At 72.4% G+C, this 13,076-nt stretch carries 9 protein-coding genes; 5 read left to right on the top strand and 4 right to left on the bottom strand.

Translation table 11 applies throughout. The features are described from left to right. The first annotated feature begins 238 nt into the window (after nt 1-238). On the top strand, nt 239-1,294 hold the full coding sequence (locus tag ACFWPS_RS00665; RefSeq protein ID WP_383699318.1) for a hypothetical protein: 1,056 nt from the start codon (nt 239-241) through the stop codon (nt 1,292-1,294). A 26-nt stretch (nt 1,295-1,320) separates the two neighbouring features. Here the strand turns inward: ACFWPS_RS00665 and gcl are convergent, their stop codons facing one another. After that, nucleotides 1,321-3,105 carry a glyoxylate carboligase gene (gene gcl, locus ACFWPS_RS00660; RefSeq protein WP_383699316.1) on the bottom strand — a complete coding sequence of 595 codons (1,785 nt, stop codon included), beginning with the start codon at nt 3,103-3,105 and terminating at the stop codon, nt 1,321-1,323. A gap of 199 nt (nt 3,106-3,304) precedes the next feature. Between gcl and ACFWPS_RS00655 the strand changes: the two genes are divergently transcribed. Beyond that, a complete protein-coding gene (locus ACFWPS_RS00655; RefSeq protein ID WP_383699314.1) occupies nt 3,305-3,976 on the top strand; it encodes a hypothetical protein in 672 nt (223 codons plus the stop codon). An 80-nt stretch (nt 3,977-4,056) separates the two neighbouring features. On the opposite strand, the gene ACFWPS_RS00650 is transcribed toward ACFWPS_RS00655, so the two are convergent. Both ACFWPS_RS00650 and ACFWPS_RS00645 read right to left on the bottom strand, forming a co-directional pair. Continuing rightward, entirely contained in the window at nt 4,057-5,670 is a 1,614-nt protein-coding gene (locus ACFWPS_RS00650) for an AMP-binding protein (RefSeq protein ID WP_383699312.1), read from the bottom strand. After that, entirely contained in the window at nt 5,667-7,349 is a 1,683-nt protein-coding gene (locus ACFWPS_RS00645; RefSeq protein ID WP_383699310.1) for an AMP-binding protein, read from the bottom strand. The genes ACFWPS_RS00650 and ACFWPS_RS00645 overlap by 4 nt, the downstream gene beginning before the upstream one ends. A gap of 128 nt (nt 7,350-7,477) precedes the next feature. Here ACFWPS_RS00645 and ACFWPS_RS00640 point away from each other — a divergent pair, with 128 nt between their 5' ends. The 3 genes from ACFWPS_RS00640 to ACFWPS_RS00630 all read left to right on the top strand — a co-directional run bounded on the left by ACFWPS_RS00640 (nt 7,478) and on the right by ACFWPS_RS00630 (nt 12,253). Next, nucleotides 7,478-8,311 (top strand): LuxR C-terminal-related transcriptional regulator, encoded by an 834-nt coding sequence (locus ACFWPS_RS00640; protein WP_383699308.1) that lies wholly within the window; start codon nt 7,478-7,480, stop codon nt 8,309-8,311. Nucleotides 8,312-8,455: 144 nt separating this feature from the next. Next, nucleotides 8,456-11,257 (top strand): AAA family ATPase, encoded by a 2,802-nt coding sequence (locus tag ACFWPS_RS00635; protein WP_383699306.1) that lies wholly within the window; start codon nt 8,456-8,458, stop codon nt 11,255-11,257. Between the two features lie 204 nt (nt 11,258-11,461). Then, nucleotides 11,462-12,253: a S1 family peptidase gene (locus ACFWPS_RS00630; protein ID WP_383699304.1), complete on the top strand. Its 792-nt coding sequence runs from the start codon at nt 11,462-11,464 to the stop codon at nt 12,251-12,253. Between the two features lie 23 nt (nt 12,254-12,276). Here ACFWPS_RS00630 and ACFWPS_RS00625 read toward each other — a convergent pair whose 3' ends face one another. Next, entirely contained in the window at nt 12,277-13,026 is a 750-nt protein-coding gene (locus ACFWPS_RS00625; RefSeq protein ID WP_383699302.1) for a LysR family transcriptional regulator, read from the bottom strand. Nucleotides 13,027-13,076 lie beyond the last annotated feature (50 nt).

The raw sequence follows: 13,076 nt of genomic DNA, 5'->3' as shown, positions 1-13,076 counted from the left end.
CGCCCCAGTCGGGGGGCATATTCACGTCATACGGAGCCCGCCGGCACGGGGGCGGCGGGCTCCGCACCGGTAAGTCCCGATCTTCGAGACCCTCGCGCGAACGGCCGTCCTACGCACAACGCGCGAGCGCACGGAATCGATCGACCGCGCGATCACCCTCCTTGAGGAGGCCATCCGTTTCTGGGACGGGCTTCCGGCTCCGGAGCAGGCCGCGCTGAGCCGGACCAACCTCGCCGTGGTGCTCCTGGACCGTGTCGGCGACGAGGAGGCCGACGCCCGCCGGGCTCTGGCGGAGTGCCAGGCCGCCCTGACCCACCGCTCGCCCGAGCGGAACGCGGTCGACCACGCATTCACGGCCGCCGACAAGGGACTTGCCCTGCACCGGCTCGTCACCGCTGGAGCCCCGGCCCCAGCGGGCCGGGAGCAGTTCGAGGCATCCTCGCGCTGCTATGTCGATGCACTGAAGGCTTTGCCGCCCCACGCCGAGCCGGCCCTGCCGGGCCGCATCCGCTACAACCTCACGAGCCTGTACCACACCGGCGCCCACCGCTTCCCGCAGGACCGCGAGCTGTTCCTCAACCGGGCCGTGGAGTGCGCCCGCCGTTCGGCAGACGTCCACGGCGAACACAGTCATCCGCACGAACTTGCCTTTGTGCAACGCCAGTTGGCGCAGGCGCTCATGCGGCGTGCAGAGGAGTCGGGCGGCGAGGCCGACCGGCGCGAGGCCCGGGCCCTGCCGTTCCAGGCCCTCAAGGTCCTCACTCCCGGCACCCGGCCGGGGGACGCGCCGGCCGCGGCGGACGAAGCCCGACGGGTGTGCCGCGAGCTCGACGACTGGGAGGGGGTGAGCCTGGCGTCGGGCATCGCACTGTCGGCATGGCGGAACGCGGGCGGCGAACTCGCGCACCGGGACTTCGTGCCGGGCGCGGAGGGCGCGGACGGGGTGCGTGACGACCCGGTGCTGGCGGGGCTGGAGCACGAGGGTCGCTACCGGTTCACCGCGTACGCCTTGTTCCGGGCCGCCGAACAGGCGAGGGCCGAAGGAGCCGCCGAGGACGCCCCCGCCGTCCGCGACCACCTCCAGCACGCCGTCGAGATCCTGGTGGGGTGCCCGGCGTTACCTGGCCGCGCGCGCCCCGCACTGCGAGCAGCGCGCGGCCAGGGGCCTTTGAGGGCTCCCGAGTCCGTGACGCGGGGCCGCGGCCCCGGTCGGCCCCGGCTGCGGACGCTCCTGGGCGGGCGGCCTTACGCCGGGCCGGAGTACTGGGCAGGGTTCGTCCTCCAGGGGTGCTGATCCGAAGCCTCAGACCTTCAGCAGCCTCAGACCTTCAGCGTCCTGATCGAGGTCGGGGCGTGCCCCGGCTCGGTCGCGATCTCCTCGAACTCGACGACGTCGGAGATGTCGTTGGTGGTCGACATGGAGATGTTGGTGACCCGCTCCAGGATCGCCTCCACGACCACCGGCACCTGATGCTCGGCGGCCAGCTTCTTGGCCTCCTCGAAGGCGGCGCCCAGCTCCGCCGGGTCCGTCACCCGGATCGCCTTGCAGCCCAGGCCCTCCGCGACCTTGACGTGGTCGACGCCGTAGACGCCCAGCTCGGGCGAGTTGATGTTCTCGAACTCCAGCTTGACCTGGAAGTCGATGTCGAACGCCCGCTGCGCCTGACGGATCAGGCCCAGGTAGGAGTTGTTGACGAGGACGTGGACGTACGGGATCTTGTGCTGCGCGCCGACCGCCAGCTCCTCGATCATGAACTGGAAGTCGTAGTCGCCGGAGAGGGCGACGACGGACGCCTCCGGGTCCGCCCTGGCGACGCCCAGCGCGGCCGGGATCGTCCAGCCGAGGGGGCCCGCCTGGCCGCAGTTGATCCAGTGCCGGGGCCTGAAGACGTGCAGCATCTGGGCGCCGGCGATCTGCGAGAGGCCGATCGTGGAGACGTACCGGGTCTCCGGGCCGAAGGCCTTGTTCATCTCCTCGTAGACGCGCTGCGGCTTGATCGGGATGTCGTCGAAGTGCGTACGGCGCTGGAGGGTCGCCTTCTTCTCCTGGGCCGCGGCCGCCCACTGCGCGCGGTCGGGGAGGCCGTCCGCCGCCTTCAGCTCCCTTGCCACCTGGACGAACAGCTCCAGGGCCGCCCCGGCGTCGGAGGCGATGCCGTAGTCCGGGGCGAAGATCCTGCCGATCTGGGTGGGCTCGATGTCGACGTGGACGAACGTCCGGCCCGCCGTGTAGACGTCCAGCCTGCCGGTGTGGCGGTTGGCCCACCGGTTGCCGATGCCGAGGACGAAGTCGGACTCCAGGAAGGTCGCGTTGCCGTAGCGGTGCGAGGTCTGCAGGCCCACCAGCCCGGCGTTCAGCTCATGGTCGTCGGGGAGCAGGCCCCAGCCCATCAGGGTCGGGACCACCGGAGTGCCCGTCAACTCGGCGAACTCGACGAGGAGTTCGGCGGCGTCCGCGTTGATGACCCCGCCGCCGGCGACGATCAGCGGGCGCTCGGACGCGTTCAGCATCCCGATCGCCTTCTCGATCTGGGCGCGGGTGGCGACGGGCCGGTAGACCGGGAGCGGTTCGTACGTCTCCGGGTCGAACTCGATCTCGGTGAGCTGCACGTCGACCGGCAGGTCGATCAGGACCGGGCCCGGCCGGCCGGAGCGCATCAGGTGGAAGGCCTGCTGGAAGACGCCCGGGACCTGGGCCGCCTCCAGCACCGTGACGGCCATCTTCGTGACCGGCTTGGCGATCGAGGCGATGTCGACGGCCTGGAAGTCCTCCTTGTGGATCACCGCGGTCGGGGCCTGGCCGGTGATGCAGAGGATCGGGACGGAGTCACCGGTCGCCGAGTACAGGCCGGTGATCATGTCGGTGCCGGCCGGGCCGGAGGTGCCGATGCAGACGCCGATGTTGCCGGGGCGCGTACGGGTGTAGCCCTCGGCCATGTGCGAGGCGCCCTCGACGTGCCGGGCGAGGGTGTGGTGGATGCCGCCGGAGGCCTTGAGCGCCGAGTAGAAGGGGTTGATCGCCGCGCCGGGCACACCGAACGCATCGGTGACGCCCTCCCGCTTGAGGATCTCAACTGCCGCGCGGGCAGCGGTCATACGAGCCATCGAGAACTCCTGCTTTCGGCTGTCGGATGCCTGCTCCCGGCGCGCCCCGCGGTGAGCATAATTCCGTATTACGGAAAATAACTTCTACTATCTGAAATCAATGTAGGTGCGGGGACGAACGTAGTCAAGGGACGGACAACCGGGCCCCGGCGGGAGCACCATGGGACGGCTGAAGCGACGCGACGCCTGAGGTGGGGCCATGTCCGAGAGCGTGCCGGTGCGCTGTCCGGCCTGTCGGCGCGAGCACGTCTACACCGCGCCGTCCTACCCCTGCGCCTGCGGCGCGCCGGTCACCCCGAGCCTCGACGACACGGCCGGGCCGACGCCGGTGGCACACCGCGCCTGGGACGCCGACTGGGTGACGGTGAGCTGCGGCTCCTGCGGCCGCCGGGACCAGTGGCCGCAGCCGGAGCTGGGCTGCCCGTGCGGGGCGGTGCTGCGCATCGCGGTCGCCGGCCCCGGGTCCGCGCCCCCGCCGGCCCCCGAGCCCCGGCCCGCGTTCCATCCCGTGACGATCCGCACCGCCCGTGACGCGGTCACCGCGGCCGCGCTCTATCTGCGCTGGCTCGGCTACCGGGACATCCGCCGCGCCGACCAGCGGCCGCCGTCCGGGATCGGCCTGGCCGCCCGGGGGCTGGTGGCCCAGGTGGACCCGACCGTGCAGCCGGCCTCGCGGCGGGACGTGGAGTGCCTGTGGCTGACGGCGATGACGGAGGACTCGGGGTGCGTGTACTTCTCCCTTGCGGGGTACGCCGAGGAGGCACGTGAGCGGGCCGACGCGTTGGGGGTGCCGTTGTTCGTGCTGGACTTCACGGGGACGCCGCAGCCGGTGAATGGTTGCGCCGATGAACTGCGTGGCTCAGGTACGTGAGCACCTGCGGGCCGGTGGGGGCTTGTCGCGCAGTTCCCCGCGCCCCTTACGGGGCGCTGAGACTTACGGGGCGCTGGTAGTTACGGGGCGCTGGTGCTGTACGTCTCCCTCAGTTCGATCTTGCGGACCTTTCCCGAGACCGTCATCGGGAAGTCGGCCAGGATCTGGAGTCGGCTCGGTACCTTGTAGTGGGCCAGGCGGCCCTCGCAGAAGGCGCGCAGTTCGTCCAGGGTCGGCGGGTCGGCCGGGTCGTGCGGGATGACGCAGGCCAGGACCTCCTCGCCGTACCTCTCGTGCGGTACCCCGACCACCTGGACGTCCCGGATCTTGGGGTGGGCGTAGAGGAACTCCTCGATCTCGCGCGGGTAGATGTTCTCGCCGCCCCGGATGATCATGTCCTTGATGCGGCCGACGATCTCGACGTACCCGTCGTCACGCATCATCGCCAGGTCGCCGGTGTGCATCCAGCGCCCGGGGTCGACGGCCTCCGCCGTCTTCTCGGGCTCGTTCCAGTAGCCGAGCATCACGCTGTAGCCACGGGTGCACAACTCACCCGCCGCGCCCCGGGGCTGGGTGACCCCGGTGGCCGGGTCGACGACCTTGACCTCCAGGTGCGGCAGCACCCGGCCGACCGTGCCGGTGCGGTGTTCCAGGTCGTCCTCGATCCGGGTCTGGAGCGAGACCGGGGACGTCTCCGTCATGCCGTAGCAGATGGAGACCTCCGCCATGTGCATCTCGGCGACCACCCGCTTCATCACCTCCACCGGGCAGGGCGAGCCCGCCATGATGCCGGTGCGCAGCGTGGAGAGGTCGTACGACGCGAAGTCGGCGAGGTTCAGCTCCGCGATGAACATGGTCGGGACGCCGTACAGCGAGGTGCAGCGCTCCTGCTGGACCGCCTCCAGGGTGGCCTTCGGCTCGAAGGACGGGGCCGGGATCACCATGCAGGCGCCGTGCGAGGTGGCGGCCAGGTTGCCCATCACCATGCCGAAGCAGTGGTAGAAGGGGACCGGGATGCAGATCCGGTCCTGCTCGGTGTAGGCGATCGACTCCCCGACGAAGTAGCCGTTGTTGAGGATGTTGTGGTGGGAGAGGGTGGCACCCTTCGGGAAGCCGGTCGTGCCCGAGGTGTACTGGATGTTGATGGGGTCGTCGCAGGACAACTCGGTTTCGCGGGCGACCAGTTCGGTGCTCCGGTCGGCCGCTCCGCGCGCGGCCAGCGCGTCCCAGCTCGGGTCCCCGATGTACACGGTCTCCCGCAACTCGGGGCACCTGCCCCGTACTTCCTCCACCATCGCCCGGTAGTCGCTGGTCCTGTGCCGGAGCGAGGCGAACAGCAGGGTGATCCCCGCCTGGTTGAGGACGTACTCGACCTCGTGGGTGCGGTAGGCCGGGTTGATGTTGACCATGATCGCGCCGATCCGGGCGGTGGCGTACTGCACCAGGACCCATTCGGCGCAGTTGACCGCCCAGATGCCCACCCGGTCGCCCTTGGCGACGCCGCTCGCGAGCAGCGCGTAGGCCAACCGGTCGACGTCGGCGGCGAATTCGGCGTAGGTCCAGCGCCTGCCGGTGGGTACGTCCACCAGCGCCTCGCGGTCCGGCCAGGCCGCGACGGCCCGGTCGAGGTTGGCCCCGACGGTGTCGCCGAGCAGCGTGGTGCCGCTCGTGCCGTGTGTGTACGACGAGCTCACCGGAAGTCCTCCTCGCGGTATTCGCCGGCCGAACCGGCGGCCGTGGCCTCGCGCAGCTCGATCCGCCGGATCTTCCCGGAGATCGTCTTGGGCAGCGGGGCGAACTCCAGCCGCCGGATCCGCTTGTACGGCGCGAGGACCTGCCGTGAGTGCTCGAACAGCACCTTCGCCGTGTCCGGGCCCGGCTCCCAGCCGGCCGCGAGCACGATGTACGCCTTGGGCACGGCGAGGCGCAGTTCGTCCGGCGCCGGGACGACGGCCGCCTCGGCCACCGCCTCGTGCTCCAGCAACGCGCTCTCCAGCTCGAACGGGCTGATCTTGTAGTCGGAGGCCTTGAACACGTCGTCCGCACGGCCGACGTACGTGATGTAGCCGTCCTCGTCGCGGGAGCCGATGTCACCGGTGCGGTAGTAACCGCCGGCCATCGCCTCCGCCGTACGGTCCGCGTCGCCGTGGTAGCCGGTCATCAGGCCTACCGGCAGCACCGACAGATCGAGCGCGATCTCCCCCTCCGCCGCACCCGGCGCACCCGACACCGGGTCGAGGAGCTCCACCCGGTACCCCGGGCTGGGGCGCCCCATCGACCCCGTCTTCAGCGGCTGGCCGGGGCTGTTGGAGACCTGCACGGCCGTCTCCGTCTGCCCGAACCCGTCCCGGATCGTGACCTGCCACGCCCGCCGGACCTGCTCGATCACCTCGGGGTTGAGCGGCTCGCCCGCCGCCACCACCTCACGGGGCGGCGTCCGCAGCTGGGTCAGGTCGGCCTGGATCAGCATCCGCCACACCGTCGGCGGGGCGCAGAAGGACGTCACCCCGTGCCGGTCCATCTCGGCCATCAGCCGGCCCGCGTCGAACCGTGAGTAGTTGTGGATGAAGACCGTCGCCTCCGCGTTCCAGGGGGCGAAGAGGTTCGACCAGGCGTGCTTCGCCCAGCCCGGCGAGGAGATGTTCAGGTGTACGTCACCGGGCTTGAGGCCGATCCAGTACATGGTCGCCAGGTGCCCGATCGGGTACGAGGTGTGGGTGTGCTCGACCAGCTTGGGGCGGGCGGTGGTGCCCGAGGTGAAGTAGAGCATCAGCGGGTCGTCGGCGAGGGTCGGGCCGTCGGGCACGAAGTCGGAGGAAGCGGTGTACGCGTCCTCGTACGGCTCCCAGACGCCGGCCTCCGCCGGCGGCAGGCCGCCGACCGCGATCCGGGTGTACGTGCCCGGCACCTCGGTGAACTTGGCGGCGTCCTCCGCACGCACGATCACGTGCTTGACCCGGCCCCGGCCGACCCGGTCGCGCAGGTCGGCCGGACCGAGCAGCGGGGTGGCCGGGATGACCACGGCCCGGAGCTTCATCGCGGCCAGCGCGGTCTCCCACAGCTCGGCCTGGTTGCCGAGCATGACCAGGATGCGGTCCTCCGGCTGGACGCCTCGCGCACGCAGGTGGCCCGCGACCCGGTCGGAGCGCTCGGACAGCTCGGCGAAGGACAGCTTCGTCTCGCTGCCGTCCTCCTCGACGATGTGCAGGGCGGTGCGGTCGTTGCCCTCGGCGATGACGTCGAACCAGTCCAGCGCCCAGTTGAAGTGGTCCGGGCGCGGCCAGGCGAAGCCCTCGTAGGCGGTGGCGTAGTCCGCACGGTGTTCCAGCAGGAAGTCCCGTGCCCTGCGGAAGTCCTCCGTCGCACTCGTCATACGCGTCTCCTTCAGTACCGGACCATTGCCGGGCGGCTCTCTGGCATCGTGTAATCCGTGATGCAGGTCTCACTACCCCCGAACGGGGGTGTGGACAGCACAAGGCCGGGGTCGAAGGGGCAGGACAGGTGGCAGCAGAGGTCGCGGGGGCGGTGGAGATTCGCGGTGCGCTGTCCAGACTCCGGCGCACCACCGGGCTGCCGATCGCCTTCGGCGGGCTGGTCGAGGCGGGCCGGACACAGGTCCGGATCAGCGAGCTGACCGGCACCAACACGGCGTCGCTGCGCTCGCTCGCGGTCACCTCCGGGAACGGCCTGGGCGGCAAGGCGGTCGCCCTGGCCCGCCCCTGCGCGGTCGTCGACTACTCGGCCTCCCGGCAGATCAGCCACGAGTACGACATCCCGGTGGCGGCCGAGGGCCTCCGCTCGGTGCTCGCGGTACCGGTGGTGGTGCGACGCCGGGTGCGGGGCGTGCTGTACGGCGCGCTGCGCACCGCCCAGCCGCTGGGCGACCGCACGCTGGGCGCGGCGGTGGCGGCGGCCCGGGACGTGGAGCAGGCGCTGGTCGTCCAGGACGAGGCCAGGGGGCTGCTGGCGGCGGCGCGGCCGGCACCCGCCGTCGTACCGGATCCGGGGGCCGCCTGGGAGCAGGTGCGGGAGGCGCATGCCGCGCTGCGGGCCCTGGCGCCGCGCATCACCGACCCGGGGCTGCGCGCCGAACTGCTCGCGGCCTGCGGGCTGCTGACCGCGCCGGCCCGGGAGGCCGAAGCGGTGCTGGCGCCCCGGGAGCTGGACGTGCTGGCGTGGGTGGCGGCCGGGGCGACCAACGCGGCGGTGGCCGAGCGGCTGGGGCTGCGGCCCGAGACGGTCAAGGGCTACCTGCGCTCGGCGATGCGGAAGCTGGGCGCACACACCCGGGGGGAGGCGGTGTCGGCGGCTCGTCGGACGGGGGTGTTGCCATAGCCGGAGGGGACCCATTCCATTCATGCGGACGCGCTGTGAATTGCCATATGCGAAGCCCCTGTTATTTCCCTCACCATGCCGTTCGGCCGGATTTCAGGGTTCATTGCCTAGAATTTGGTTTGGACACGACACACGAGGGGAGCGGTGACCGTGCGACGGGACTTCCAGGAGCCTGCCAGATGCCGCCCCGACCTGGTCATCGGCCGGGCGGAGCTGGTCGCGGCCGCCCGGGAGCAGCTCGCCTCAGGCGGCAGCGTCCTCCTGCACGGGCCGGCCGGAATTGGGAAATCCACCGTCCTGCGGGCACTGGACGCGGAATACGCCGGCACCGCCCGCACCGTGTTGCGCTGCTCGGCGACCGAGTCCGAATCCCATCTGCCCTTCCTCGCCCTCGCCGACCTCTTCGGCCTGGTCCTCGACGACGTCTCCGCCCACCTGCCCGGCGCCCAGCGCACCGCGCTGGAGTCGGCGCTCACCGGCCGCGGCGAGTCCACCCTCCAGCGCGACGGCCTCGCCCTGCGCCTCGCGGTGCTCTCCGCGCTGCGCGTGCTGGCCGCCGAGGGCCCCGTCCTGATCGTCGCCGACGACCTCCAGTGGCTGGATCCGGCCAGCGCCGAACTCCTCGGCTTCGCCGCCCGCCGGCTCGGCGGCACCCCGGTCCAACTGCTGTGCGCGGTCCGCACGGAGGGCCAGGAGTACGACCGTCACCTACGCGCGTCGCCCCCGGACACCGTCGCCGTCCGCCTCGGCCCGCTCACCCGCGGACAGGTCTCCGAACTCCTCGACCACCGCGGCCACACCGGACTGACCCGGTCCACGGTCCGGGAGATCCACCGCACCAGCGGCGGGAACCCGCTGTTCGCTCTTGAGCTCGGCCGCGCCCTCGCCGAGAACCCGACCCCGCCCCGCCCGGGCGAGCCGCTGCCGGTGCCGACCTCGCTGCGCGCCCTGGTGCTCAGCCGCCTCGACATGCTCTCCGTCGAGGCCCGCCGCACCCTGCTGGTGGCCAGCGCCGGCGCCCGCCCCACCCAGGCCCTGCTGCACGCGGCCGGCCGGGAGAACGCCGAGGCCGAGTGCGCCCAGGCGGCCGAACTGGGGCTGCTGGCGACCGAGCCGGAGGGTCCCGCCGTACGCTTCGCGCATCCCCTGATCTCCGCCGCGCTGTACGCGGAGGCGCCCGCGCAGGAGCGCCGGGCCGCGCACGCGGCACTGTCCACGGCCGCCTCCGACCCGATCGAGCGGGCCCGGCACCTGGCCCTGGCCACCACCGGCACCGACCCGGAGGTCGCCGACCGGCTCGCCGAGGCCGCGACCGAGGCCCGGGACCGGGGCGCGCCCTCGGTCGCCGCGCAGATCGGCCTGCTCGCCGCCCGGCACACCCCCGGCGACCACACGCCCACCCCCGACGAGCGCCGGCTCCAGGCGGCCGAGGACGCGACCAGCGCGGGCGAGATCGACCTCGCCCAGGACATCGCCCGCGAGGTGCTCACCCACGCCACCCGTCCGGCGGACCGGGTGCGGGCCTGGATCCTCGTGATCGACTCCGCCGGCCACACCATGACCGAGGTCGACGCGGCCTTCCCGCACGCCCTCGCCGACGCCGGCGACGACCCGCGGCTGCTCGGCAAGGTCCACTACCAGCTGGCCTGGCGGGCGCTGATCGTCGGCGGCGACTTCACCGAGGCCCGGCAGGCGGCCGCGCACTCCGCCGGCCTCGCGGCCGAGGGCGGCGACCGGCGCACCGAACTCCTCGCGCTGTCCCTCCAGGCCCAGGTCGAGACCCTGATGGGCCATCCGGCGGCACCCGCCACCATCAAGCGCGCCCTGAAGGAGCCCCAGGACCCGAACGTGGCCTGCCATCACAACGGGGCGGGCAGCGCCCGGTTCCGCTGGCTGGTGATGGGCGACCAGCTGGCCGAGGCCCGGGCCACCGTCACCGCGCTGCTGCGCGAGGTGCGCCGGCGCGGGCAGGTGGAGAGCGAGGTGCACTTCCTGCGCGGGCTCGCCGAGACCGAGCTGCGCTCCGGGCACTGCGGCCGGGCGCTGGACCTGGCCCGGGAGGGCCTGCACCTCGCCCACGACAGCGGGATCGGCGAGACCGCCTCCGCGATGCTCACCTCGCTGGCCGAGGCGTCCGGCGGCGACGTGGACCGAGGACTGGCGCTGGCCCGGGAGGCGGTGGAGCACGCCGAGCAGGACGGCGACACGATGTACCTGTCCCGGGCCCTGGGCGCACTCGGATACGCCCAGTTGGTGGCCGGCGACCCGGCGGGCACGGTCCGCTCGCTGCGCCGGGTGCGGGAGCTGGAGCAGAGCCTCGGCATCACCGATCCGGCACGGGGCCGCTGGCAGGGGGACCTCGCCGAGGCACTCGTCCGGGTGGGTGAACCGGCCGAGGCGCAGGACGTCATCGACGTCACCCGGGAACACGCGCTCCGGCTCGGCCGGGAGAGTGTTCTCGCGGTACTCGACCGGGCGGAGGCCCTCGTCCGCGCGGCGCACGGGGAACACGACGCGGCCGTGACCCAGCTGACCTCGGCTCAGGACCGGTTCGCCAAACTGGGCTGCGGGCTGGAGGAGGCCCGGGCCGCGTTCGCGCTGGCCTCGCTGCGCGACCGGCGCTCCCCCACGGCGTTCGACGAGGCCACCCGGCTGTTCCGGCGGTGCCGGGCGCTGCCGTGGCTGCGCCAGGTGGACGAGGCCGTCTCGGCGCCGGAGCCGCCGGTGGAGGCAGCGGCCGAGCCGGCCGTCCTGGACGGGCTGGCCGCGATGGAGCGTCAGGTCGCCGCGCTGGTCATGGAGGGCGCCACCAACCGGGAGATCGCCGCCCGGCTGTTCATCAGCGTCAAGACGGTCGAGGCGACACTGACCCGGGTCTACCGCAAGCTGGGCATCCGATCGCGCGTGGACATAGTCCGTTTGGCGGCAGGGCGGCGCGCGAAGTGAGAGCGCTCCCGGTTAACTGAGGCGGACCGAGGGTTTTCCCTCCCCCATCCCCCTAGGGGGTTCCCTCATTGGGAGGGTGGGGTTCCGGGTCCTAGCTTATGGATGTGCCGCTCGCCCGGGCATACGGGGGTCGGTCCCGCGACCCCCGTGCTGCACCCCCCACACCCGCGCGACCCCCACCGGCAACCCCCACTGAGGAGACTCATGTTCGGGCACCACCGCGCAAGAGAGGCCGCCGCAGTCCTGGTGGCCACCGCCGCCGCCGCGGCGACCGCGCTGATCGCGTCCCCCACCGCGTCAGCCGCCCCCCAGCCGATCGTCGGCGGAACGACCACCACGACGACCGCGTACCCGTTCATGATGCAGATCACGGACGCCTCCGGCAGCCAGTTCTGCGGCGGCACCCTGGTGTCGGCCACCAAGGTGGTGACCGCCGCGCACTGTATGGAGGGCGAGTCCACCAGCAGCGTCCGCGTGGTCGGCGGCCGCACGTACCTGAACGGCACCAACGGCACGGTGAGCCGGGTCAGCAAGATCTGGATCAACCCGGGCTACACGGACGCCACCAACGGCGACGACGTGTCCGTCCTGACCCTGTCGACGGCGATGTCGTACACCCCGGCGTCGTACGTGACGTCCTCCCAGACGAGCGTGTACGCGGCCGGCACCACGGCCCGCATCCTCGGCTGGGGCACCACCTCGGAGAACGGCAGCTCCTCCAACCAGCTGCGGACCGCGACCGTCCCGATCGTGTCCGACTCCAGCTGCAAGAGCTCCTACGGTTCGGACTTCGTCCAGACCGACATGGTTTGCGCCGGATACACGTCCGGCGGCACAGACACCTGCCAGGGCGACAGCGGCGGTCCCCTGCTCATCGGGGGCGTCCTGGCAGGGATCACTTCCTGGGGAGAGGGGTGCGCGGAGGCCGGTTACCCGGGTGTCTACACCCGGCTGACCACCTTCTCGGACCTGGTGACCACGCAGGTCAACTCGTAACCAGAAGGTCTCCTGAGCATCCCTCAGGTGAATGACCAGGGGGCGTTGCGGGCTACCACGAGCAGCCCGCAGCGCCCCCTATCCATGCGTGCTCCGTGGGCCGGGGCCGTGTGCCGGACCGGGTCGACGAGGGCCGGGTCGGTGCGGCGCTCGGTGAGCGGGAGGGGCAGGCCGGCCAGCTCGTCGACGCCGATCTCGGTGCGGCCGGCGAGGGGGTGGCCGGCGGGGAGGGCGGCCACCAGGCGGTCGGGCCACAGCGGATGGACCCGCACGCCGGGCACGGGCTCGACGGCCCGGACGAAGGCGGCGTCCAGCCCGCGACCCGCGACCCGCGACCCGCGACCCGCGACCCGCGCGAGCCTCCCGCACTCTCGGCTTCGCTCAAGCGGGGGGACCTCCATGGCGGCCGGCAGCGAGTACAACTCGACGGGCACGTCCGGCGCGCGGCGCGCGAACGCGGCCGGCACCCGGTCCGGGTGCGCACCGAGCCCCGTACTCGTGCCGGCCCTCAGCCCGGCGGGCGGGGCGACCGCGGCCCGGGCCCGCTCGGCCGCCGCCAGCACCGCCCGCGCCTCGGGCAGCAGCCGCTCCCCCGCGCCGGTGAGCCGGACCCGGCGTGGCGAGCGGTCGAACAGCTCGGCGCCCAGTTCCCGTTCGAGGCGTTGTATCTGCGGGCTGACGGCCGACGGCACGATGTGCAGCCGGTCGGCGGCCCGCCCGAAGTGCAGCTCCTCGGCGACGGCGGCGAAGTAGCTGAGCTGCCGCAGTTCCATGGCCCCGGCTCTGGAGCCCGGTCCGAGCAGGCTGTTTGAATGGGCTCCGT

This window comes from Streptomyces sp. NPDC058457 (assembly GCF_042720695.1).
In the GTDB taxonomy this organism is placed as follows: domain Bacteria; phylum Actinomycetota; class Actinomycetes; order Streptomycetales; family Streptomycetaceae; genus Streptomyces.
This window is presented reverse-complemented; position numbering and strand designations above follow the sequence as displayed.